The organism is Gordonia mangrovi (genome assembly GCF_024734075.1).
GTDB lineage: Bacteria > Actinomycetota > Actinomycetes > Mycobacteriales > Mycobacteriaceae > Gordonia > Gordonia mangrovi.
The window spans coordinates 3,687,983-3,711,618 of record NZ_CP102850.1; the positions used below are offsets into that span (position 1 = coordinate 3,687,983).

General features: G+C 66.9%; 23 protein-coding genes and 1 riboswitch. Of the genes, 14 read left to right on the top strand and 9 right to left on the bottom strand.

All coding sequences use genetic code 11. The features are described 5' to 3' along the window. Positions 1 to 117 precede the first annotated feature (117 nt). The 3 genes from NWF22_RS16745 to NWF22_RS16755 all read left to right on the top strand — a co-directional run bounded on the left by NWF22_RS16745 (position 118) and on the right by NWF22_RS16755 (position 3,490). Positions 118 to 666, top strand: coding sequence for a YceI family protein (locus tag NWF22_RS16745; protein ID WP_160904343.1), 549 nt, complete (start codon positions 118 to 120; stop codon positions 664 to 666). A 302-nt stretch (positions 667 to 968) separates the two neighbouring features. Next, positions 969 to 2,573, top strand: a complete 1,605-nt coding sequence (locus NWF22_RS16750) for an adenylate/guanylate cyclase domain-containing protein (RefSeq protein ID WP_160904421.1) — start codon at positions 969 to 971, stop codon at positions 2,571 to 2,573. 41 nt (positions 2,574 to 2,614) lie between these two features. Continuing rightward, a complete protein-coding gene (locus NWF22_RS16755) occupies positions 2,615 to 3,490 on the top strand; it encodes an oxidoreductase (protein WP_160904342.1) in 876 nt (291 codons plus the stop codon). A 91-nt stretch (positions 3,491 to 3,581) separates the two neighbouring features. On the opposite strand, the gene NWF22_RS16760 is transcribed toward NWF22_RS16755, so the two are convergent. The 3 genes from NWF22_RS16760 to NWF22_RS16770 all read right to left on the bottom strand — a co-directional run bounded on the left by NWF22_RS16760 (position 3,582) and on the right by NWF22_RS16770 (position 6,334). After that, positions 3,582 to 4,805, bottom strand: coding sequence for an IS110 family RNA-guided transposase (locus NWF22_RS16760; protein ID WP_373692009.1), 1,224 nt, complete (start codon positions 4,803 to 4,805; stop codon positions 3,582 to 3,584). Positions 4,806 to 5,088: 283 nt separating this feature from the next. Continuing rightward, positions 5,089 to 5,601 carry a hypothetical protein gene (locus NWF22_RS16765; protein ID WP_160902847.1) on the bottom strand — a complete coding sequence of 171 codons (513 nt, stop codon included), beginning with the start codon at positions 5,599 to 5,601 and terminating at the stop codon, positions 5,089 to 5,091. A 106-nt stretch (positions 5,602 to 5,707) separates the two neighbouring features. Then, complete coding sequence (locus NWF22_RS16770) at positions 5,708 to 6,334, bottom strand: alpha-ketoglutarate-dependent dioxygenase AlkB (RefSeq protein ID WP_160902848.1); 627 nt, start codon at positions 6,332 to 6,334, stop codon at positions 5,708 to 5,710. A 190-nt stretch (positions 6,335 to 6,524) separates the two neighbouring features. On the opposite strand from NWF22_RS16770, the gene NWF22_RS16775 reads away from it, so the two are divergent. The 3 genes from NWF22_RS16775 (at position 6,525) to NWF22_RS16785 (ending at position 10,906) form a co-directional block, all read left to right on the top strand. Continuing rightward, positions 6,525 to 8,759: an MMPL family transporter gene (locus tag NWF22_RS16775; protein ID WP_160902849.1), complete on the top strand. Its 2,235-nt coding sequence runs from the start codon at positions 6,525 to 6,527 to the stop codon at positions 8,757 to 8,759. 18 nt (positions 8,760 to 8,777) lie between these two features. Further along, entirely contained in the window at positions 8,778 to 9,398 is a 621-nt protein-coding gene (locus tag NWF22_RS16780) for a TetR family transcriptional regulator (protein WP_160902850.1), read from the top strand. Between the two features lie 260 nt (positions 9,399 to 9,658). Then, entirely contained in the window at positions 9,659 to 10,906 is a 1,248-nt protein-coding gene (locus NWF22_RS16785) for an HNH endonuclease (protein WP_160902851.1), read from the top strand. Between the two features lie 503 nt (positions 10,907 to 11,409). On the opposite strand, the gene NWF22_RS16790 is transcribed toward NWF22_RS16785, so the two are convergent. Further along, positions 11,410 to 12,063 (bottom strand): TetR/AcrR family transcriptional regulator, encoded by a 654-nt coding sequence (locus NWF22_RS16790; RefSeq protein ID WP_160902852.1) that lies wholly within the window; start codon positions 12,061 to 12,063, stop codon positions 11,410 to 11,412. A 94-nt stretch (positions 12,064 to 12,157) separates the two neighbouring features. Between NWF22_RS16790 and NWF22_RS16795 the strand changes: the two genes are divergently transcribed. Beyond that, positions 12,158 to 13,141, top strand: a complete 984-nt coding sequence (locus NWF22_RS16795; protein ID WP_160902853.1) for an LLM class F420-dependent oxidoreductase — start codon at positions 12,158 to 12,160, stop codon at positions 13,139 to 13,141. Positions 13,142 to 13,242: 101 nt separating this feature from the next. On the opposite strand, the gene NWF22_RS16800 is transcribed toward NWF22_RS16795, so the two are convergent. Beyond that, positions 13,243 to 14,445 carry a pyridoxal phosphate-dependent aminotransferase gene (locus NWF22_RS16800; protein WP_160902854.1) on the bottom strand — a complete coding sequence of 401 codons (1,203 nt, stop codon included), beginning with the start codon at positions 14,443 to 14,445 and terminating at the stop codon, positions 13,243 to 13,245. A gap of 210 nt (positions 14,446 to 14,655) precedes the next feature. Between NWF22_RS16800 and NWF22_RS16805 the strand changes: the two genes are divergently transcribed. Together NWF22_RS16805 and NWF22_RS16810 are read left to right on the top strand one after the other, a co-directional pair. Next, on the top strand, positions 14,656 to 15,000 hold the full coding sequence (locus NWF22_RS16805) for a hypothetical protein (protein WP_258321182.1): 345 nt from the start codon (positions 14,656 to 14,658) through the stop codon (positions 14,998 to 15,000). 182 nt (positions 15,001 to 15,182) lie between these two features. After that, a complete protein-coding gene (locus NWF22_RS16810) occupies positions 15,183 to 15,698 on the top strand; it encodes an LppU/SCO3897 family protein (RefSeq protein ID WP_258321183.1) in 516 nt (171 codons plus the stop codon). Positions 15,699 to 15,741: 43 nt separating this feature from the next. Here NWF22_RS16810 and NWF22_RS16815 read toward each other — a convergent pair whose 3' ends face one another. Next, on the bottom strand, positions 15,742 to 17,409 hold the full coding sequence (locus NWF22_RS16815) for a DNA repair helicase XPB (protein WP_325064867.1): 1,668 nt from the start codon (positions 17,407 to 17,409) through the stop codon (positions 15,742 to 15,744). Between the two features lie 223 nt (positions 17,410 to 17,632). Further along, entirely contained in the window at positions 17,633 to 19,972 is a 2,340-nt protein-coding gene (locus tag NWF22_RS16820) for a helicase-associated domain-containing protein (RefSeq protein ID WP_160902856.1), read from the bottom strand. A 78-nt stretch (positions 19,973 to 20,050) separates the two neighbouring features. Between NWF22_RS16820 and NWF22_RS16825 the strand changes: the two genes are divergently transcribed. From NWF22_RS16825 to NWF22_RS16845, 5 genes are read left to right on the top strand one after another with little or no spacing between them, the layout of a single operon-like run. After that, the gene (locus tag NWF22_RS16825; protein WP_160902857.1) at positions 20,051 to 20,239 is read left to right on the top strand and encodes a hypothetical protein; all 189 of its coding nucleotides are present in this window, start codon (positions 20,051 to 20,053) and stop codon (positions 20,237 to 20,239) included. A gap of 7 nt (positions 20,240 to 20,246) precedes the next feature. Beyond that, entirely contained in the window at positions 20,247 to 20,744 is a 498-nt protein-coding gene (gene moaC, locus NWF22_RS16830) for a cyclic pyranopterin monophosphate synthase MoaC (RefSeq protein WP_258321184.1), read from the top strand. Then, entirely contained in the window at positions 20,737 to 21,237 is a 501-nt protein-coding gene (locus NWF22_RS16835; protein ID WP_160902859.1) for a MogA/MoaB family molybdenum cofactor biosynthesis protein, read from the top strand. Before moaC ends, NWF22_RS16835 begins: the two co-directional genes overlap by 8 nt. Continuing rightward, positions 21,234 to 21,683: a molybdenum cofactor biosynthesis protein MoaE gene (locus NWF22_RS16840; protein WP_160902860.1), complete on the top strand. Its 450-nt coding sequence runs from the start codon at positions 21,234 to 21,236 to the stop codon at positions 21,681 to 21,683. The genes NWF22_RS16835 and NWF22_RS16840 overlap by 4 nt, the downstream gene beginning before the upstream one ends. Further along, a complete protein-coding gene (locus NWF22_RS16845; protein WP_258321185.1) occupies positions 21,680 to 22,183 on the top strand; it encodes a DUF6328 family protein in 504 nt (167 codons plus the stop codon). The genes NWF22_RS16840 and NWF22_RS16845 overlap by 4 nt, the downstream gene beginning before the upstream one ends. Positions 22,184 to 22,299: 116 nt before the next feature. Here NWF22_RS16845 and NWF22_RS16850 read toward each other — a convergent pair whose 3' ends face one another. Both NWF22_RS16850 and NWF22_RS16855 read right to left on the bottom strand, forming a co-directional pair. Beyond that, positions 22,300 to 22,950 (bottom strand): transglycosylase family protein, encoded by a 651-nt coding sequence (locus tag NWF22_RS16850; protein WP_160902862.1) that lies wholly within the window; start codon positions 22,948 to 22,950, stop codon positions 22,300 to 22,302. Positions 22,951 to 22,954: 4 nt separating this feature from the next. Beyond that, positions 22,955 to 23,128: riboswitch (cyclic di-AMP (ydaO/yuaA leader) on the bottom strand. A 258-nt stretch (positions 23,129 to 23,386) separates the two neighbouring features. Next, positions 23,387 to 23,635 carry a MoaD/ThiS family protein gene (locus NWF22_RS16855; RefSeq protein ID WP_160902863.1) on the bottom strand — a complete coding sequence of 83 codons (249 nt, stop codon included), beginning with the start codon at positions 23,633 to 23,635 and terminating at the stop codon, positions 23,387 to 23,389. Between the last annotated feature and the right edge of the window lies 1 nt (position 23,636).

Consider the following 23,636-nt stretch of genomic DNA (forward strand, 5'->3'; position numbering starts at 1 on the left):
GGTCGCCAGAAAAATTCTTTGCCGCCCCGGGAATGGAATCGGACCATGGTCCGTTTAGAGTGGTGTTGGGTCGAGAGGGCCCACAAGACCCACAGACCACTCACTGGAGGAATCACCATGACCACAGCCGTATCCGCACCGATCGCCACCGGCACCTGGACCATCGACCAGGCCCACTCGGCCGTCGCGTTCTCCGTCAAGCACCTGATGGTCAGCAAGGTGCGCGGCAACTTCGAGGCCTTCTCGGGCACCATCACCATTGCCGAAGACGGCACCCCGTCGGTGCAGGCCGAGATCGACGTCACCTCGATCACCACCGGCAACGACCAGCGCGACGGACACATCAAGTCCGCCGACTTCTTCGACGCCGAGCAGTTTCCGAAGGCGACCTTCGTCTCCACCGGTGTCGCACCCAAGGGCGACGACTACGTCCTGACCGGCGACTTCACCCTCAAGGGCGTCACCAAGTCGGTCGAGCTGGACCTCGAGTTCAACGGCACCAACCCCGGCATGGGCCACGGCGCGGTCGCCGGGTTCGAGGCCAGCACTGTCCTGAACCGCAAGGACTTCGGCATCGACATCGACATGCCGCTCGAGGGCGGCGGCGTCGTGGTGGGCGACAAGGTCACCATCACCCTCGAGATCGAGGCCAACCAGCCTGCCTGATTCGCCAGAGACTTCCGGCCTCACCGGCCGGCGCGTGCGGCCGGCTCCGCGGTCACCCTCATCCCCCGAGGCCGCGGAGCCGGCCCTTCTCCGTCTCGAGGGCCCGGACGTCTCGGACCGCTGTCCGCCGGTGAGGGTCATGGGTACCCTGCAGGTACCTACCGGCGCAGGAGGTGGCCGTCATGGCGCGACCACTCGGCCACGCCGCTCTGCAGCGGGCGTGGCCGTACATCCACGGCGAGGCGCTGCCGCGATACCTGTGGGGCCGCCATCGCCGGACCGACGTCCACGAGCTCGCCGAGATGCCGCGCGTACAGCGCGCCCGCATGTCGCGTCGGGCGACAGCGGCTGCGGCGATCGCGCTGATCGGCACGAACTGCGCGATCGGCATCGAGACCTTCTTACTGGTGCAGCTGGCCTACAACGGCAGCCAGCTCACCTTCGAGAGCACCGTCGGTGCCCCCAACTTCCCGGCGGTGGTCACCGGCATCATCGTCGGGACGATCACCAACATGCTGCTCGGTGTCCTGCTGATCAAACCGCAGGTGGATTGGTTCGTGAGTGGCTTACCCGCCGATCACGCCCGCCGCAAAGCCATCCGTCACATCCCGCGTAACCAGGTGATCGCGACGCTTGCCGCCTGGACCACCGCAGTTGGCTCGTATGCCGTGGTCGCCGACGATCCGTCGTCGTCGCGCACCGCCGGGGTGGCCGCCGCCTTTCTGCTCGCGGCGATGTCGAGCTCGTGTATCACCTACCTGTTCGCCGAGCGGGCCGCCCGGCCACTGGCCGTGGTCGCCTTCCGTGACTTCCCGGCGCGGCACGTCTTTCACGGTGTCCGCACCCGGATGATCGCCGTGTGGCTGGTGAGCTCGGCGGTGCCGATGCTCGGCCTGCTGCTGCTCAATCTCGGCCGGTGGTTGGATATGCTGCCGCCGGTCAGCGGCCCGGTCGACTGGACGATCGTCGTTCTCGGGGTGGTGGCGCTGACCGCCGGTATCCGGGTGATCACTCTCGTGGGCCGTTCGATCGCCGATCCGCTCAGCGACCTGCACCACGCGGTCACGCGGGTTGATGCCGCCGACTACACAGTGCGGGTGCCCGTGTACGACTCCTCCGAGCTCGGCGTGCTGCAGCACGGCTTCAACACGATGGTCACCGGACTCGAGGAGCGGGAGCGGATGCGGCGGCTGTTCGCCCGGCACGTCGGCGACACCGTCGCAGCGCAGGCCCTCGAACACGGCGAGGGTATGCATGGTGTCAATGCGGCGGTCGGCGTGTTGTTCGTCGACATCATCGACTCCACCGGTATTGCGGCACGCCAGGACCCGGGTGCCACCGCAGACCTGCTCAACGACTTCTTCACGATCGTCGCCGATGTGGTGGACAGCCACCACGGATTCGTCAACAAGTTCGAAGGCGATTCTGCCCTCGCCATCTTCGGCGCACCGGTGGAACTCGACGACCCGGCCACGGCGGTGCTGTCCGCGGCCCGCGAGCTCGCCGACCGGCTCGGTGCCGAGCTCGACATCGGCTGGGGGATGGGCATTTCGTACGGCACAGTGTTCGCCGGCAACATCGGTGCCGAGACCCGCTACGAGTACACGGTGATCGGCGATGCGGTGAACGAGAGTGCACGCCTGTCGGATCTGGCGAAACAGTCCGGCACGTTCGTGGTGGCGTCGGGTGCCGCGCTCGCCTGTGCGGCCGAAGGTGAGGCAGGCGAATGGATTCCGGTGGGGACGCGCTCTCTACGTGGCCGGACCGAACCGACCCAGGTCTTCGCGCCACGGTCGATCGCACGCCGCGCACCGGGGATCTCGATGGGCTCGGTCGTGGCCGGTCTGTTGCGGCCCGCGCGCCGGGTCACCGGACAGTTCATTGACGGCGGTGGCCCGAGGCCATAGCGTCGCCGGCAGGAAGTGCACAGCGTCAACGGGGAGGCTTGATGAGCAAGTGGACGACCGCGGACATCCCGGATCAGACGGGAAGGCGGTTCGTGGTGACCGGTGCCAACAGTGGTCTCGGGGCCGAGACGGCCAAGGCGTTGGCCAACGCCGGTGCCACCGTCACCATGGCGTGCCGCAACCTGAACAAGGCGCAGCCCGTGGCAACCGAAATAGGCCCGAATGCCACGGTGGCACAACTAGATTTGGCCGACCTCGCCTCCGTGCGAGCGTTCGCCGAGAACTTCGACGGCGCCGACGTGCTGATCAACAACGCCGGAGTGATGGCAGTTCCCATGCGGCGCACCGCGGATGGTTTCGAGATGCAGATGGGTACCAACCATCTCGGGCACTTTGCGCTGACCGCTCTGCTGCTGCCCACGATCACCGATCGGGTGGTGACATTGTCGTCCGGCATGCACCAGATCGGTCGCATCGATCTCGATGACCTGAACTGGGAGAAGCGCAAATACCGTCGCTGGCGTGCGTATGGGGACTCGAAGATGGCCAACCTCATGTTCGGCAAAGAACTGGCCGAGCGACTGGCCGCGGCCGGATCGTCGGCGACCTCGATGATCGCGCACCCCGGCTACGCAGCGACAGAGCTACAGGGTCGGTCGGAGACCGTCGAGGACGTCTTCATGAAGTTCGGCAACAAGATCTTTGCGCAGAGCGCCGCCGGCGGCGCTCTGCCCACACTGTATGCGGCCACCTCACCCGATGCCGCCAACGGCATGTTCTACGGTCCGACCGAGTTGTTCGGGAGTCGCGGCGCCCCCGGCGTCTCCGGCTATCGCAAGCGTGCCGACGACACGGCATTCCGTGGTGAGTTGTGGGCGCTCTCCGAACAACTCACGAAGACCGAGTTCGCAATCTGATCGGCCCCTACTGCACGTCGAAGGCAATCGCGTTCGAGGCACCGGAAATGGTGTCGGTGACGCTGATCGAGACATCCCTGAAGGTTTGATGTCAAGCCGCGGCGGGGGTTTGGTCCTTCCATGCGGTGGCGGGGTCGTAGGGGATACCGCGGGCCAGGCAGCCATGGAGTATGCCGACGAGGCGGTTGGCGAGTTGGCGTAGCGCGGCGTTGTGGTCGACGTCTCGGGCTCGTTGTTTGCGGTAGTAGGCGCGGGCGCCGTCGTCGTGCATGAAGGCTCCGTGGGCCTGGGCCATCAGGGCGTCGACGAGTCGGTCGTTGTGGACGTAGCGGGCGGAGACGATCCGCGATTTGCCCGACTGTTTCGTGATGGGGCTGGTGCCCGCCGCGTTGCGGCGGGCTTTGCTGTTGCGGAAACGTAACGGGTCGTCCCCGAACTCGGCGAGCACCCGGGGTCCCACGGTCGGCCCCATGCCGGGCTGGCTGAGGTAGATCTCATGGTCCGGGTGCTGGGAAAAATGGGCATCGACCTCGCCGGCGAGCTCGTCGATCTGCTCGATCACCACACCCAGCACCGCCACCGAGGCGCGCACCGAGGCCGCGTAGGCGTCGGTGACCCGATCAGGTTGGCCGAGGTGCTGTCCGCGTAGGATCTGTTGTATCTCAACAGCTTTGGTGTCTTTGTTGCGGCGACCCTTGAGGAGGGGCAGGATCTGGCTTTTGGTCAGCTTCGCCGCCCGCGCCGGGGTCGGCGCCTTGGTCAGCAAGCCCAGGATCGGCCGGCTCGTCAATTCCAGATCCAACGCCGAACACACCAGCAGGATCGCCGGGAAGTACTCGCGCAGCGCCGCACGCACCCGCAGCATGTGGCGCGTGCGTTCCCAGATCATCGTCTGATGCGCGCGGGCCACCACCTTGACCGCGTCCGCGATCTCGGAGTCCCCACCACTTTCCCGCAACTGGTGGCGACGACTCCGCAGCATCTCGGCCAGCGCATGCGCATCACCCTTGTCGCTCTTGGCGCCCGAACTGACCACGATCTCGCGGTAGCGATGGGCCTGTTTGGGATCGACTCCAAATACCCGATACCCCGCAGCGATCAACGCGTTGACCCACGGACCGCGATCGATCTCGATACACACCAGCACCTGGTCAGGCTGATCGCCCTCGTCGAGGAAGGTCGCCGCGATCTCCCCGAACCTCTCGATCCCGGCGATCCCCTCAGGCAACCGCGCCCGCCGCAACACCTGCCCACGCTCGTCTTGAAACTCGACATCGTGGTGGTCTTCGGCCCAATCATCCCCGACGAACAACACTGCCACTGCCGGTGCCTCCTCACAGCTACCAAGCCGTCGATTGTTCAACACGGCAGCTGGCCGGAGGACCCTCGCGAACTAATGGTTCAGTGCTCACACCCCGAAACCACATCGGAGCCGGCACGACATCCCAGCAGCAATCACACCCTCTTGGCCGACCACCAGGGGCACGGTCTCGATCCAGAACTCGCCATCAACGGTTCCGTAGGCACGAGTGCTCACCCAGCAGCAGCCACCAACACCAAGTCTGACCCAAACTCACGACCAGACCCAGTAGCTCCCATTAGTAGGCGCCCGGAGCGCGCAGTGTGTAGGGCTTCACCGACGTGCAGTCCTGTGTCTTGAACAGCTTGGCCTTTTCCGGCACCTTCGGGCCGGACAGCCGGACCTCCATTCGGCATTCGTCCCCATCGACCACGGGTCCGGCATCGATGGTCGAGTTGTAGCGGACACCGAGCTGTGAGTTCCGGGGATACACGCCCGGGCTGATGGGCTGCGCATAGGGCGCGTACACCCAGACGTTGATCGACCTCACCCCGTTGGGTGCGTTGTCGCGTCCCAGCTTGCCGTAGTGCTCGGGCTCGTTGCCGGACGAACCGAGCGCCGAACTGCCGGCGTCGAGGAGATCGGAGCTGCCCGATCCGGCGCTACCGGATCCAGCGCTACCGGAGTCCGAGCTGCCGGCGCTGCCGAAGACGGTGTCCAGCGGGCCGGCCACCGCCGGAGCGGCGCCGACGGCGATGATCGCCGCCGCGCCTGCGACGGCGAGAGCAGACGTGCGCGACCTGAGACTCATGGACAACCCCCCCGAGGCGTGGACTTCCCATCGATTGAATCACCACCGCCCGCGTGCCCATCCCGGCGGGGTCGTCGACGACGTGCCCTCCGCCCGGCTGGTGCGATCACCAGACGCCGGGCGGTCGGAATTGGATGCTGATGCGTGGACCGACCCCGGATACCTTCGGCACCGAGTGTTCCCAGGTGCGCTGGCAGCTTCCGCCCATCACCAACAGGTCGCCGGGGCCGACCTCGAACCGCAATGAGGAGCCGCCGGCGCGCGGTCGCAGCAGCAACGGGCGCGGAGACCCCAGCGACACGATCGCCACCATGGTGTCCTCGCGTGACCCGCGGCCGATCCGGTCCCCGTGCCAGGCGACGCTGTCGGAGCCGTCGCGGTACAGGCACAAACCGGCGGTGGCGAAACCTTCGGGCAACTCGTCGCGGTAGTGCCGCCCGAGCGCCTCGCGCGCTGCGGCCAGTAGCGGATCGGGGAACGTCTCGGCGGAATGGTAGGTGGCGACCAGCCGCGGAACGTCGACGACCCGGTCGTACATGCGCCGTCGCTCGGCGCGCCACGCGGCCCCCGCGTGTAGCCGGTCGAACAGTGCCGACGACCCCGAGATCCAGCCGGGTCGGACGTCGACCCACGCGCCGTCGGACAGGTGTCGTCGGGTGGTGACGTCCAGTGGAAGCAATTCCGCGTCCTCGGTCGCCTGATCGAAGAGCGACCACTGCATGCCGGCGGTCATGACCACGAGCTTACCGCAGCATGCGAACGCGTGTTCGATATAGCTTGCGTCACGCGCGGCGGTTCGGCGAGGCGTTGCCCACTCCACGCCCGGTCTCGCTGGCGAGATCGGGCGTTTCTTGTTATCCAGTACCAAGTGGTAGTCACTAACACTTTTGACTGCTTCGGCTGCCGATTCGATAGGGGAGACCATGGCGTCAGTGCTGTTCCGAGTCGGAAGGTTCTGCTTCCGACACAAATGGTGGGTAATTGCGACCTGGCTGCTCGCGGCGATCACAGTCGGTGGGCTCGTCGGCGCCCTGAGCCCGAAATTTGCCAAGGATTTCAGCCTGCCGGGGACTGACTCGGGAACCGCGACCTCGCAGATCGAGGAGTACTTCCCGCAGGTAATGGAACAGCAGTCGCAGGCGTCGACCAGTGTCCTGGTGGCCGCCGACGACGGTCTCGCCGCGCACACGGACCAGATCAACGCACTCGTGGACGACCTCACGACACTGCCCGAGCTGACCGATCCGTCGACCGTGGTGAATCCGGTCGTCGCCGCGCAGGCCAATCCGGCGATCGCCGGGTCGGTGCTCGGCGACGAAGGCCGCGTCGGACTGATCCAGATCCGTCAGAACATCGAGATCATGGATCTCACAGTCGAGGAGAAGGAGCAGCTGCAGGAGATCCTGGCCGAGCACCGCGGCGATGGCCTGCAGGTCGAGGCGACCGGTTCACTCATGCAGGTGATGGAGCCGGGTGGCACCGCCGAGCTGATCGGCTTCGCCGTGGCATTCGTGGTCATGATCGTGGCGTTCGGCGCGCTCGTCGCCGCCTTCATTCCGCTGATCACCGGTCTGGTGGGCGTGATGATCACCATCATGCTGCTGACGCTGTCCGCCGAGTTCCTCAACATCAACGAGACCGCGACAGCGATCGTCACGATGCTCGGCATCGCCGTCTCCATCGACTATGCCTTGTTCATCGTGTCGCGCTACCGGACCGAACGGATGCGCGGCGGAGATCCCGCCGACGCGGCGGGACGTGCGGTCGGCACAGCCGGCACCGCCGTCGTCTTCGCCGGGCTCACCGTCATCATCGCCGTCGCGGCACTGATGGTCATCGGCATCCCGCTGATCACCCAGATGGGTATGGGCGCGGCCGTCGCGGTCTTCATGGCGGTGCTCGCCGCGCTCACCCTGATCCCCGCGCTGCTGGGGGCGGTGGGCAGATTCGCCTTCACCCCGCGCATCCCGTGGATCAAACATGCCGCCGAGAGCCCCACCTACGACACCGTCGGCGTGAAGTTCGGCCGCACGGTGGTCAACCGGCCGATCCCGTTCATCGTCGCGGGCCTGGCGGTGCTGGCGCTGGCCGCCATCCCGATGTCCAAGATGGAACTCGGTATGTCGCTGACCAGCGATGATGAAGCGCAGGCGCAGACCCTGCTACAGCGCGGCTTCGGCGAGGGAATCAACGGTCCGCTGCTGGTGGTGCTGCACACCGAGGACGGCGACGTCAGCGCCGCTGCCGAGAGCGCCGTGGACCACATCGCCACCCTCGACGGTGTCGCCAATGCGGCTACTCTGACGTGGATGGGCAACGGCACCCCGCAGCCGCAGGTGGGTGCGGACACCGCACTCATCTCCGTGACCCCGATCAGCGCTCCGTCGGATGCCGCCACACACGATCTGATGGAGACGATCCGCGACTACACGCCGACCGCCGAGGCCGCGGGAGTGGAACTGCATGTCGGCGGCCAGACCGCGATCTTGTCGGACCTGTCGGCCAAGTTGGACAGCGCGCTGATCCCGTACCTCGTGGTGGTGGTGGGTCTGGCGTTCCTGATCATGATCGGTGTGTTCCGGTCGATCTGGGTGCCCCTGATCGGCACGCTCGGCTTCATCTTCTCGGTGCTCGCGACGTTCGGCATGACCGTGCTGTTCTTCCAGGAAGGTGCGCTCGGCCTGATCGACAACACCAAGCCGATCCTGTCGTTCCTGCCGATCTTCCTGATCGGTGTGGTCTTCGGCCTGGCGATGGACTACCAGGTGTTCCTGGTGACTCGGATGCGCGAGGAATACATACACGGGATGACCGCCAAGGACGCCATCGTCACCGGCTATCGGCACGGCGCCCGGGTAGTGACCTCGGCGGCGATCATCATGATCAGCGTGTTCGCGGCCTTCATGCTCGCGCCGGACACGACGGCCAAGATGCTCGGCTTCTCCCTGGCCGTGGCGGTGGCCTTCGACGCGTTCATCATCCGCATGATGGTGGTGCCCGCCATCATCGCGCTGCTGGGTGATCGAGCCTGGGGTCTGCCGAAGTGGTTGGATCGACTCGTGGTGGACTTCGACATCGAGGGCGGTGCCGTCCGCAACCGCGGACTCGAGCACCTCGACACCGACACGACACGGGACACGGTCGCGTCGGCGACCTGATCCGAGGAGGTCATGGGCATGGCCACACCGACGACGTCCCCGGGCTGCGGACCGGGGCGTCGCATCGGTTTGCGGGAGAAGAACAAGATCCGCACCCGCAAGGCGATCCGCGACGCGGCGATGACGTTGTTCGCCGAGAACGGCTACACGCATACGACGGTCGAGCAGATCGCGCGGGAGGCGGAGGTCTCGCACACCACGTTCTTCCGCTACTTCGCCTCCAAGGAGCAGGTCGTGATCTCCGACGATCTCGAGGAGGCGCGCGAGGAGGCGATCGCCGCGATTCCGTCCGGCCTGAGTCACTTCGACCTGTTGCGCAGGTTGATCACGGAGATGTTCCGCATCGGCACCGCCGACGAGTGGGCCAGCAGCACCGAACGCATGCGTCTGATCCAGGCGGAGCCCGCCCTACGGACCGCGTACCAGATCGAGAGTGACGGGGCGATCTCTAAGGCGACGGACTTCTTCGCCGAATACCTCGGTGTGCCACCTGATGACATGGGCTTGCGGGTGTTCATCGCGGCCGCGGGCGGGGTGATGTTCCACTTTGCGCAGACGGTCGATGATGCCCCCGACGATGACCTGCTGTCGACATTGCTCAACGCGGTGCATCTGCTCGAGCAGGGACTGCCGCTCTGAGACATCCGGTAGCCGTGGGGTAGGCGCTGAAACGAAAGGGCCTCCGGCCTTTCACTGTTGGGTGGAGTCGATGTCGTGGTCGCAGAACTTCTGACGGTTTCGCTGATCTCGACAATCCGTCGGCAACTCGCTGGTTGAGTAGCGACGAGCGAGCTTGCGAGCCCGACGCGTATCGAAACCACCCCACCCCGAGAAAAATTCTCTGCACTATGTTCAAGAAATTCCTTGACGTCGAACGGGCGTTCGAATACCTTGGAGTCATGGGAGCTTCGGGGGATCTCACCACCATCACTGATTCATTGCGTGAACTGCGTTTCGCCGACGACATGTCGGGGCGGGCGGCGTTCGACGCGATGACCGCGCTGGTCACGTTGCGCAATCTGATCGAGCATCACGCCGCGACGGTGGTCGGCCATCTCGACCGACTCGGCGTGGCCACCGATCACGGCCGCAAGGTGAGTGAGTTGTTGATCGTGATGGGGTTGGCCCCGGCAGTCGCCTCCCGGTTGATCCGGATCGCCGCCGCCCGCACGAAACTGCCGACCCTGGGCGCCCATGCCGCCGATGGGGCGATCTCGGCCGAACATGTCGACGCGGTCGGCAAAGGTGTCGAGCACGTCGCGACAAGATCGGCGGAACCGATCGACGACCCGGCGCGTCTGAACGTCGTGACCGACCTCCTCGCCCAATTCTTCTCCGGCGCCACCCCCGCCGAGATCGGAAAACACGCCCGCCGGCTGGGTAACCAGCAGGCCGAGGACACCGGTGGGCTACCCGCATCCGAGGACCGCAACCTCAACGCCCTCACCCACGACGTCGACGGTGACGGCCGCCTGCAGGTGCGCGCCGACCTCAACACCGAAGTCGGCGAAAAATTCAGTGCGGCGATGGAAGAGTTGGCGGCACCCCGCCCCGAACCCGACGGCTCACCCGATGCCCGCAGCCCGGAGCGCCGCCACGCCGACGCCCTCGAAGCGCTCTTGGATATCGCCGCCCGCAGCGGGGATGCCGCGTCCGCACCACGACACCAGATGCTTGTCTCCGTGCCCGCCGATACCCCGGACCTGGCCGAACTACCGTTCATGGGGTCACTCACCGAAGCCACGTTGCGCACCCTGACCTGCGACACCACCGCGACCGTCGCGATCGTCGACGGTGAGCAGGTGCCGATGGAGATGAGCAAGGAGAAACGCCTGTTCCCGCCCCACCTACGCAAAGCCTTGCACAAGCGGGATCAGTGCTGCATCAAATGCGGAGTAGCGGCCACCCGCTGCCAAGGGCATCATCTCGTGCATTGGGCTGACGGAGGAATCACAGTGTTGGACAACGGATGTCTGCTGTGCCCATCGTGTCACGCCGACATCCACCACAACGGATGGGAGGTGATCATGGGCCACGACCGCCATCCCTGGCTCATCCCACCCGTTTCGGTCGACCCCAAACGCCGACCGATACCCGCCTACAACCGACGCACCCTCAACCTCGACAACCTGCCCGCAGCCGCCTGAAGCCAGGCCCACCACTTCCCACGCACCCGGCCCCGGTCGGGACCGCAACCGTCCCTTGAGAACTCCACAGCGTAGACGGCGCCACCACGGTGTCGCGTACCCGACGGCCACAACGGTTGACACCCAACCCTCGTGGTGCGCGATATGCGACACCGCAGGCCGGCGCGAACCCAGCAACGAGCTAGCGAGCCTGCCGCCCTATCACTGGTTGACCCCGCCGCTGGATCAGTCGCCTCGGAGCCGCCAGCCGAGGCGGTGGGGAAAGGTGCCGCCATTGGGATGTTGAACAGGTCGACGACCGAACCGCGTGCGTCGCCCCCGATTCGTCGGGCGGCGGACCGGACCGCGTTGTGTCCCTCCGGGATCCATTTCGTGGCGAATCGCCGGCACCCGAACGATCCTCACCGAGCCAATGCAGTGGTGCCCTCGACGTGGCAAGCACTCGGCGGGGCGAACATGGGGTCGGTGTGCGGCGATGTCGGGTCGATCATCTGAGTCATTGCCTACGACGACGGATCGTCGGACGCCCCGGTGACCGGGGCCAGCCACATGCCGACCAGCGCGTCGACGATCTGATCGGAGACATCCGACCACGAGCGGGACGCGGCGCCGTCGGCGCAGGCTCGTTCGTGGTCGGCGATGGTCAGCAGGATCATGTTGCGTGCCATGGTGTCGCGGATCTCGAGGACGCGCGGCGGCAACGGCGGTAGCGACGAATACAGACCGGTGAGCAACGCGATCAGTTCGGCGGAGATGTCGGCCTGCTCGTACAGTGTGCGGCCATACCGCGGGTCTGTGGTGATCTGGGCGCAGAATCTCGCGAAATAGGTTGGTGCGCCCAGCGAGTCCAGATAGTCGGTCTGGGGGCGCACCAAGCAGCGAATCCAGTCACGGAGTTCCACCTCCGAGGTCAGATCGGCCAGCATCGCATGGCGAAGGGGTTCGATCGCCGCGTTGTGGTGCGCGAGGATCGACCGCACCAGTTCGACTTTGCCACCGAAGTGGTAGCCGACCGCAAAGTTGTTGCCCTGGCCGGCGGCCTCGCTGATCTGTCGGTTGGACACCGACGAGATGCCTTGCTCGGCAAACAGCCGTTCGGCGGTGCGGAGAAGAATCCCCCGCGTCATCGCCACCTGTTCGGTGCGGCCCTTTGCCATCGGTTTCGTTCTCCTGCCTGCCCCCGCCGACCCCGCCGTCGGACTCCCCGGTCATTTTAGGTCGTCCGGCGAGTCACGACGGTAGCGTGAGGACATGCGCTTCGGTCTCTTCATTCCCCAGGGGTGGCGGCTCGATCTCACCGGGATAGCCCCGGCCGACCAATGGTCGGTGATGTCGGGCCTGGCCGACCGCGCCGATACCGGCGACTGGGACTCGATCTGGGTCTACGACCACTTCCACACCGTGCCGATGCCGACCGACGAGGCGACCCACGAGGCGTGGACGCTGGTGTCGGCGTTCGCGGCCACCACCTCCCGCGTCGACATCGGGCAGATGTGCACGGCCATGAGCTATCGCAATCCGATGTACCTGGCGAAGGTCGCGGCCACCGCCGACCTGATCTCCGGTGGCCGGGTGCAGATGGGCATCGGTGGCGGTTGGTACGAGCACGAGTGGCGCGCCTACGGTTACGGTTTCCCTTCGGCCGGTGAGCGGCTCGGGCGGCTCGACGAGGGTGTGCAGATCATGAGACAGGCCTGGGAGCGCGGCCGTGCCACGCTCGACGGCAAGCACTATCGGGTCGACGACGCCATCTGCGCGCCGCGCCCGTCGGCCGGACGGATCCCGCTGTGGATCGCCGGCGGCGGCGAACGTAAGACGCTGCGCATCGCCGCGAAGTACGCCGACTTCACGAATTTCGACGGCACTCCCGAGGGGTTTGCGCACAAGTCTGCGGTGTTGCAGCAGCATTGCACCGACCTGGGTCGCGACTACGACTCGATCGTTCGCTCGGCCAACTACAACGTGATCGTCGGGGAGACGTCGGCAGAGGTGGACCGCCGACTGGATGCACTCGAACAGAAGCTCGCCACATACGTGCCGGCCGACGCCGCGAAGGCGACGATGGGTGCGTTCCGGGGCATGCCGGCGGTGGGTACGCCGCAACAGGTGATCGACAACCTCTCCGGCATGATCGACCGCGGGATGTCCTATGGCATCTTCTACTTCCCGGATATCGCGCACGACACCGCCGGTCTGGAACTCTTCGAGCAACAGGTGATGCCCGCGCTGCGCTGAACGACGACCCCGCAGCCAGTCGTTCATCGAACGCCGAAGACCCCCGACGAATTCACGGACAGGGCCACGAAGCCTCGTACCCGGTCCAGCCCGTACCGGGGTCAGAGCCGCCGAAGTCGCTGCGCTGCTTCGGCGATCACGTCCGCACGCTTGCTGAACGCGAATCGGACCAGATGCCGCCACGGAGCGGTGTCATCGACGAAGGTGCTGACCGGCACTGCTGCGACGCCGATCCGTTCGGGCAGCATCCGGCAGAACTCGACGCCGTCGAAGAAGCCCAGGGGGCGTGGGTCGGCGCACACGAAGTAGCCCGCCTCGCTGCGATGAACGCCGAATCCGGCATCGCTCAGTGCCGCCGACAGCAGGTCGCGTTTGGTGGCCAGTTCGATCGATGATGTGTGGACCCAGTCCATCTCGTGGTCGAGAGCGTGGGCGACCGCCGGCTGGAACGGGCCCGACCCGACGTAGGACATGAACTGCTTGGCCGCTCGGGCCGCCGCCACCAGGTCGGCGGGCCCGCTGACCCAGCCGACCTTCCAGCCGGTGCAATTGAACGTCTTTCCAGCACTGGAGATACGCAGGGTGCGTTCACGCATGCCCGGGAATGTGGCGAGCGGCCGGTGAAACCGATCATCGAACAACAGGTGTTCGTACACCTCGTCGGTCACGGCGACGACGTCGTGCTCGACGCAGAGCCGGGCGATCTCCGCGAGGTCGTCATCACCGAGCACGGTGCCGGTCGGGTTGTGCGGGGAGTTCACGATCATCAGCGACGTCTGCGGTGTGAACGCGGCGGCCAAGCGGTCTCGGTCGAGCCGGAACCCGTCCCCGTCACCGACGAGTGGGACGGTGCGCCGGATGCCGCCGGCCATTGCGACGGTGGCGGCGTAGCAGTCGTAGTAGGGCTCGATCATCACCACCTCGCTGCCGGGCTCCACCAATCCGATCACCGAACCGGCAATGGCTTCGGTGGCGCCGACGGTGATCAACACCTCGCTGTCCGGGTCGTACCGGAGGTCGTAGTGGTTCTCCTGGTGCCGGGCGACGGCCCGACGGAGCTCGGGAACGCCGAGGCCAGGCGGATACTGGTTGTGGCCGTCGGCAATCGCCCGCTGTGCGGTTTCCAGCATCGAGGTCGGTCCATCGGTGTCCGGGAAGCCCTGCCCGAGATTCACCGCGGAATGCTCCACGGCCAGCGCGGACATCTCGGCGAAGACCGTGGTGCCGAACGGGCGGAGGCGAGAAACGGTGCGCACGCAGTCCAGGCTGACATATGCGGTGTCGGACGCGCAGCTGTCGGTCATCGGGTTGACGGCATCGCCCCGACCGGCCGTCGACAGCGGTAGCATCTGCCACTATGACCACGCCGCCGGGACCACCCGATCCGGAGTCGACGAACGGACCGGAGCAGCAGGGCACCGAATCGAACGAGCCGTCGGCAGCGAGCGGCGCGCAATCGCAAGTAGGACCCGACTCCGGCACACCGGAGACGGGCGGACCGGTCGGGCAACAGGATGCCGGACCCCACCAGTATCCCGGTGGGCAACCGCACCCGGGAGCCCAGCAGTATCCGGCTGGGCAGCAGTATCCCGGTGGGCAGCAGTATCCCGGTGGTCAGCAGCAGGCTCCGGGTGTCCCGCAATATCCGGGCGGGCAACAGTATCCGGGCGCGGAACCGGTCGGCGGACAATACCCGTCGCCGGAGCAGCCCCAATATCCAGCAGGTCAGCAGTATCCAGCAGGTCAGTATCCGGCAGGGCAGCAGTATCCCGGAGGGCAGCAATACCCCGGTGCCGAGCAGTATCCCGGAGGGCAGCGGTATCCCGGTGCCCAGCAGTATCCCGGGGGCGAATCGGTAAGCCCGAGTGGCCAATCGCCGTACCCGGGGCCCCAACAGCCGTACGCCGCAGGTCAGCAGGCCTACCCCGGGTATCCGCCACCGCCGGACTCCGGCCAACAACCCTATCCCGGCCAGCCCTATCCGTCGGGGGCGTATCCGCCACCTGAATCGGGCAAGCGGTCGAGTAAGCGGTTGTGGTGGGTGATCGGGATCGTCGTGGTGCTGCTGGCGCTCATCGTCGCGCTGATCGCATTCGTCGCCCGCGACGCGGTGACCGACAGCGACGACGTTGCTGTCGGCGATTGTGTCACCATCAGCGGCAGCCAAGCCGAGGACAACATCAGCGCGGCCAAGGCGGACTGCGGATCGGACACCGACTTCACCTTCTATGTGGCGCAGAAGATCAGCGGTGGTTCGTGCCCCAACGACGACTACTCGCGGCTGTACTGGCTGCGCGACGGCGAGGAAACGGGGGAGCAGTTGTGCCTGGTCCCGAATCTGACCCAGGGCGAGTGCTACCAGATCCCGGTCGGCGGACTGCCGACGGCGAGCCTCTCGGACTACCAGCAGGTCGAGTGCGGGGCGATCAGGTCTGCCGGCACCGAGGTCTTGCGGGTCGACAGCCGGACACAGGGCCAGCCGACATGTAGCAGTGCCCAGTTGGGAGTGTTCTTCGCGTTGCCCAACCCGATCGGATACTGCCTCGGCGAACCCTGACCCCGGCGCGTACGGCCGATGCGGCCGTACGCCGCGGACGTGATCAGCTTGCGGATTCCTCGCCGATCGTCGGCCCGAGCAGGTCGTCGGCATCGGTGATCCGGTATGCGTACCCCTGTTCGGCCAGGAACCGCTGACGATGGGCCGCGTAGTCGGCATCGAGGGTGTCGCGAGAGACGACCGAGTAGAAGTGGGCCTGGCCGCCTCCCTTCTTCGGACGCAGGAGCCTACCGAGGCGCTGGGCCTCTTCCTGCCGGGAACCGAAGGTGCCCGAGACCTGGACGGCCACCGACGCCTCCGGCAGGTCGATCGAGAAGTTCGCCACCTTCGACACCACCAGCGTCTGCAGCTCGCCCGATCGGAAGCGGTCGAACAGGGCCTCGCGTTCCTTGTTCTTCGTCGACCCCTGGATGACCGGTGCGTCGAGTTCCCGGCCGAGTTCTTCCAGCTGGTCGATGTAGGCGCCGATGACCAGGGTCTGCGAGCCCTTGTGCCGGGCCAGGATCGACTTCACCACGTTCACCTTGGTGTGCGCGGTGGAACAGAGTTTGTACTTCTCGTCGGACTCGGCAACCGCATACTGCAGACGCTCCTCATCGGTGAGCGTGACACGCACCTCGATGCAGTCGGCGGGCGCGATCCAGCCCTGGGCCTCGATGTCCTTCCACGGGGCGTCGTAGCGCTTCGGGCCGATGAGGCTGAACACATCGCCCTCTCGACCGTCTTCGCGCACCAGAGTGGCGGTGAGCCCCAGGCGGCGACGCGACTGCAGGTCAGCGGTCATCCGGAAGACCGGTGCGGGCAGCAGGTGCACCTCGTCGTAGATGATCAGACCCCAGTCACGCGAGTCGAACAGATCGAGGTTCTTGTACTCACCCTTCGATTTGCGGGTCATCACCTGGTAGGTCGCGATGGTGACCGGGCGGATCTCCTTGCGCTCACCCGAGTACTCGCCGATCTCGTCCTCGGTCAACGTGGTACGGGCCACCAGCTCGCGCTTCCACTGCCGGCCCGCGACCGTGTTGGTCACCAGGATCAGCGTGGTCGCGCCGGCCTTCGCCATGGCGGCGGCGCCCACCATGGTCTTGCCCGCACCGCACGGCAGCACCACCACGCCGGAGCCACCGGCCCAGAACGAGTCGGCGGCCAGCTGCTGATAGTCACGCAGGTGCCAGCCGTCCTGCTGCAGGTCGATCGGATGTGCCTCGCCGTCGACGTAGCCGGCGAGATCCTCGGCGGGCCAGCCGACCTTCAGCAGGATCTGCTTGAGGCGTCCCCGTTCGGAGGGGTGCACGATCACCGTGTCGTCGTCGATGCGGTTGCCGAGCATCGGCGCGACCTTCTTGTGACGCATCACCTCCTCGAGGACCGCGCGGTCGAGGCTGACCAGCGTAAGTCCATGCGCCGGGTGTTTGACGAGCTGGAGTCGACCGAAGCGGCCCATGGTGTCCACGACGTCCATGAGCAGCGGCTGCGGCACCGCGTACCGCGAGTGGGTCACCAGTGCGTCCACCACCTGCTCGGCGTCGTGGCCGGCGGCGCGCGCGTTCCACAGCGCCAGCGGGGTCACGCGATAGGTATGCACATGCTCGGGCGCGCGCTCGAGCTCGGCGAAGGGCGCGATCGCCGCGCGCGCCGCCGGGGCGTCGGGATGATCCACCTCGAGCAGCAGCGTCTTGTCGGATTGCACGATCAAAGGTCCATCGGTCACCGGATCCATTGTCCAGATGGGTGCAAGTCCTGTCAGGCTGCCGGAAGCGCCTGCCCGGCGGCGATGCGGGGGACATCCTCCCGGACGCAGGTCAGCGGGCTGATCCCGGTCACTCGACCGCAGACAACCCGACGCACACGGGTGAGTTCCTCGACGCGTCGGTCCGGGCCTCGATCACCGATTCGACGTTGGTGGGTCGCCGGGATCTCATCGACCGCGCACCTCAGGCCTCCAGCAGTTCGACACTGGTGATCCGGTGCAGCGAGAAGCGTTGTTCTTCGTCACTTCCCGCGTCGACCGCGATGAGCTGCCCGGCTCCGAGGGTGCGCGGAGTGACCACATGGCGGCTCGCCGAGCCCTGGGCGTCGACGTAGTCGACGCGCAGGCGGCGGTTCACCCGTAGCGCCAATTGGATGAGCGCGGTGGCCGACTCACCACCGCCGGACGCGCGGACCGGCGCCGGCGAGGTGTCGGCGGCCGCGGGACGCGCCGATGCCGCGCGATCCGCCGAACGCATCCGCGAGATGACCGAGCGCAGTTGATCCGGCGACGCGGCCGGGCGCCGGGACTGGGGTTGGCGCCGCGCCCGCGTGACGCCGACCCGCGCGCCGCGTTCGCGCAAATCCACCAGGGTGCCGGTGGAATCCTCACCGGCGGGGGCGAATCCGGCCTCCCGCAGGCGATCGATCACGTCCCGGACCTCCGCCTGCGACACCGCCACGGTCGGCGCGAGCGCGCGCAGCGCGAGGTGTTCGGCAGCGTTGCTGCGCATCACCGCTGCCAGCGTGGCGGCGTCCTCACACCGGACGAACGCCGCGGCCACCCCGACACGTAGCTGACCGTGTTTTCGGGCGACGTCCTCGATCAGATAGGTCAGTGACTGGGGGACCGGTGTACTGGAGTGCGCAGTGAACATCGTGAGCAGCTCGCTGCTGGTGCGTCCGGCATCCAGCGCGCGGCGCACGCTGTTCTCCGACACGCGGTACACCGACGCTGCGCCGCCGGACTCCAGGTCGGCCACCAGATCGACCTGTTCGGCGAGTTCGGGGGTCATCGGCCCGGGTACGGTCAGGGTCAGGTCCGCCTGGGTGAGGAAGTGGTCGACGGGCTCGGGCAGGGCCAGACGCATCGCGGAGAGCAGCCGTGATTCCGCGTCTGCGGGTTCGCCGGGCCCGATCGCCGCGCGCCCGACCCCGGTCAGCGCCCCGTGGGCGACCACCCCGAGTTCGCGCGCCTCGCGCAGTGTCTGCTCGACGACACGACGCGAGTAGCGGCGCATCTGCCGCGGATGCCGCCAATGCAGCGCACTGACCAGTGCATCGGTGTCCACCGGGACCGATCGGGTGGCCGTCGCGAGGGTGTCGAGGATCGCGCGCCGCTGACGCGGGGCATAGGCGTCGTGGAGTTCGCCGGACAGCGCGGCGAGCGCATTGCCATCGCGGTCGGGTTCACCGATCTGCCATGCCCGGCGGGGCATCTCGAGCCAGGCGCCGAGTAGAGCCGCCCACTGCCGATCGGGAGAATGATGCAGCCACCCATCGACCGTCGCGGTCGGGGCGAAGGCGAGTTCGCCGTTGTCGTTGGCCGGCGGCGGGTCCGGGAATCCGGCGTCGATCAGCCGCAGGTAGGCGAGGAGTTCAACGATGAAGGCGACGCGCTGCTGCTCCAATCCGCTGACCTTCGCGAGCCTGCGCAATTCCCGCACGCCGAGCGCACCGCTGCGGAGCACCGTCGCCGGAGTGGCACCGAGCACCCGGATCACCGTGCTGGTGTGGCGGACCAGTTCGATCGCCTCACCGCCGGCTGCGGCGTCGATGGCGGAGTGCGAGAAGCGCTTCTTTGCCGTCGCGTCGTGCAGTGCGGGTGCACGCAGGTCGGTGGTGTGCAGCGGTGGTTCGCCCCGCAGGAGTTGCCCGACCATCGGCGGCAACTCGACGGTCTGGGCGTCGATGCGGGCGAGGAGCCCCTGCGCGATGAGACGTGCCACCGGTTGATTCGGATCGGCATCCGGGGCCGCGTCGCGGCTGCGTCCGAGCGCCGGCCCACGCGACAAGGTGTCGAGCAGCGAGCGTTCCCGTTCGTCGAGATCATCGAGTCGGGACTGCAGCTCCTGGGCCGAGTGCCGCGCCAGGGGCCCGGTGAGGTGGTGCGCCCGCCACGGGAGCGCGGCCGACGCGTGCGCACCGGACACGATCGCGTCGTCCGGTCCCCACACCAGGGCGCGGGTGCGCAGATGGTGCACACGCGCGATGATCTCATCATCGTCGGCACGTCCGGACAGGGCGGCGACGACGGCGTCGATCGAGGTCGGAGCGGGAATGCGTCCGGCGGACCCGGTGCCCAGCGCGATCACCTGTTCGAGCACCGCGATGTCGAGCAGATCCAAATCCTCGCCCACCAGCGCCGACGACGGGGCTGCCAGCGCACGGGAGGCCAGCACCCCGGTGCCGGCGGGTGGCGGCGACGCCAGATCCGGCCGCGCGGCGAGCAACTCGAAGAGATCGTCGTCGCTGCGCAGCGCCAGATCGTCGGCCAGGCTCACTCCCTGGTCATCCGCACTCATTCGGCCGATTCTACTGAGCATGGGCAGCCAGGCGGTTTCCCCGTCACGGCGCCCTGGGGCGCATGGCACAATGAGCGCGTGGCTGAGAAGAAGAAGTATGTCGACAACGGTTGGCCGAAGGACGGAAACGGCGACGCCGCCGAGCACGCGGTCTCCGAGTTCGCCACCCACATCTCGGGTGCGCTCTCCCCGTTCGGCGAGGTCGAATTCCCGATCCCGGTCGATGACCTTCCCTTCGTCCAGTCGAAGACCGTCATCAATCGCTGATCCTCGGGTGTCTGAACAGGACCGATCGTCGGGTCCGGCCGGTTTGAGTCACATCGACTCGACCGGCGCCGCGCGCATGGTCGATGTCGGTGGCAAGGCGGCGACGACGCGGCGCGCGGTGGCCGGCGGCACCTTCCGAACGACCGCCGAGGTCATCGGCCTGCTCAGCGACGGCAAATTGCCCAAGGGCGACGTCCTGGCGACCGCGCGAATTGCGGGGATCATGGCTGCCAAACGCACCGACGAACTCATCCCGTTGTGTCATCAACTGGCGTTGTCGTCGGTCGAGGTGGACTTCGCCATCGCCGACGACCACATCGACGTCACCGCGACCGTGTCCACCAGCGGTCAGACCGGCGTGGAGATGGAAGCCCTGACCGCCATCGCGGTCACCGGGCTCACTCTGCACGACATGGTCAAGGCGGTGGACCGCCGGGCCTGCATGACCGATATCCGACTTCTGGAGAAGACCGGTGGGAAATCCGGGCCGTGGCACCGTGACTGATCCCGCGCCGAGCGGTCATCCGAGAGTGGCGCGGATCGTGGTGGCGTCCACCCGCGCCAGCCGCGGCGAATATCCGGACCGTACCGGGCCGATCATCAGCGAATGGCTCACCGCGCGTCGTTTCGTGGTCGAGGAACTGATGGTGGTCTCCGACGGACCGCCGGTCGGCGCAGCTTTGCGCGCCGGTGTGGCCGCCCATGCCGACCTGATCATCACGACCGGTGGGACGGGGCTGACGCCGACCGATCACACCCCTGAGGAAACCCGCGAGGTCCTGGATCTGGAGGTTCCCGGGCTCGCCGACGCGATCCGCTCGGCAGGATTGCCGAGGGTTCCGACCGCGGTGTTGTCGCGTGGCCTGGCCGGGGTCGCCGGCGTGACCCTGATCGTCAACCTGCCGGGATCGACCGGTGGCGTGCGCGATGGTTTGACCGTGCTCGACGGGGTACTCGATCACGCACTCGACCAGATCCGAGGAGGCGATCACAGGTGAGTGACACCGCAGCGGTGCAGGTCGTGCGTAGTGCTTTGGCCGATGAGCCGATCGGGCTCAGCGAACACGAGGATCTCGTCGCCCGGGCGGCCGGCGGCCGTGCCGGGGCCGTGGTGGGTTTCGTCGGCGCCGTGCGCAATCACGACGATGGCCGGGAGGTGACCCGACTCGACTACTCGGCACATCCGACCGCGCCCGACGTGTTGCGGCAGGTGGTGGAGGCCGTGGTGTCGCATGCCGAGGGGGTTCGTGCTGTCGCGGTGTCCCATCGGGTGGGTGATCTGGCGATCGGCGATGCGGCGTTTGTCGTGGCGGTCGCCGCCGACCATCGTCGTGCCGCCTTCGAGATCTGCGCGGAACTGGTGGATCAGGTGAAGGCGCAGCTGCCTGTCTGGAAGCATCAGCACTTCGGTGACGGCACCGAGGAATGGGTGGGATCGGCGTGACCACCGACGACGAGCCTGCCGCATCGCCGCGCGACACCGAGCGCAACGAGACCCGCACCGAACGCCTGGACCGCAACTGGGCGAGTCTGCTGCAGGAATTGCGGGTGGTGCAGACCGGTGGCCAGATCCTGACCGGCCTGATGCTCACCGTCCCGTTTCAAGAGGGCTTCGAGGAACTCACGGCGCGCCAGCAGTACGTCTTCGTGGTCAGCCTGGTGTTCGCGGTGCTGTCCACCATCACCCTGATCTCACCGGTCGCACTGCATCGACTGTTGTTTCGCCGGCACGCGATCGATCGGCTGGTCAACCGTGCCCATCGACTGACCCTGATCGGCATCACATTCCTCGGGATGGCACTCACCGGCGTCCTCGCCGTGATCTTCGACATCGTGTTCGGCGGGTGGGCGGCATTGTCGGCGGCGGCGATGGCCGTGGTCGTCTTCGCCTGCATGTGGGTGGTGCTCCCGGTGAACGAGCGTCGGCGCCTGGGCGACGACTGAGCGGACGGCGCAGCAGCCCGAGCCCAGAAATTGGACAAGGGCCCCGCACGGGCTCACGAGCCATCGTGCGGGGCCCTTCGACGGGGGCCCGTGTGGGCGCGGTCGGCTGCCGCCGATCAGGGGTTGGGCAGCTGATCCTTGTGCTGGTTGAACAGCTCGATCTGTTCCGGGGTGAGCTCGTAGCCGCTCTGCTTGGCGGCCTTCCACAGGTCGCGCACCTCGGGGGTGATCTGGTTGTTGTCGATCGCCTGCCCCAGAGCCTGGTCGACCTGCTTGGTCACATCTGCGGTGCTCCCGGCGTCCGGAGTGGTGGCCCAGTCGAACGGAGCGGGCAGTTCGGGCAGCTTCGGCAACGCCGGGGCGGGCTTCGGTGCAGCCGGTGCGGAGCGCTGGGTGGGGCCCGACAGCACGGTGCCACAGGTCGGCCAGGCGCCCTTGCCCTGTCCGGCGAGTACGCGCTCGGCCACGACGATCTGCTGCTCCTTGGTGGCCTGGTCGGCGGTCGGGGCGAACTCGCCGCCGCCGTAGCCACTCCAGGTGCTGGGGCTGAACTGCAGGCCGCCGTGGTAGCCGTTGCCGGTGTTGATAGCCCAGTTGCCGCCGGATTCGCACTGGGCGACCTGGTTCCATTCGGCGTCGGTGGCCGCGTTGGCGGTACCGGTACCCAGCAGAGCGGCGCCGCCGCCCAGGACGGCCCCGGTCAGCGCGACCTTGGCGAAGGTCTTGGTGGTGGTGGCTGTCGTCGGTTTGCGATGACGTCCGGACATTGCTGTTTCCTCTCTCCACGCGCCTACGAAGTCAGCTGTCGGGTTCGGGCGAGAGGTGCCCGGCCCCGTCGGTGACGGTTGTCAACGCGGGACTTGACCCCAAGGACGTCGTGCGACGTCCGATTCCCTTGCGGGAGGTGGGTCCCCCGTCCTCGCTCCTAGATGTCGTTCTCGTGCGTCTCATCGGTGGAGCGAGGTTCGGCGCGGCCGATGCGACGTATGCATTTGGTTACGTTCTCGTGACCCCCAGGGGCGTCGTTCAGTCACACTACGACTTCTCGCATCGCTAATCACGTTGTTGGCAAGTGCATTTTCCGAGTCTGAGTGGGGCTTTCGACTCAGATTTCGCGTCCTGCCTGCTCACGGCCTGATGGTCGAGTCGTGTCCTAGCCGTGATCAATCCGTTATGTGATCAAGCTCACAAGCGGATGTGGCGTCAGCCACCGGCAAATGGCGGCAAGACGTCGACGGTCTCGCACCGACCGAGCTGGACGGTGCGGTCGCACAGGGCGATGGAATCCCGCAGATACGAACACCGTTCGAGCACTCGTTCGAGATCCGGGTTGTCCTTGGCGATCACGGCCTCCAGATCGCCCAGAGTCGCGTCGTCGGCCACTTCGAGAACCGTCGAGTCCGTACCGGCCGCCGCTCGTGCCGCAGCGAAATACCGAATGGTCAGCTGCACG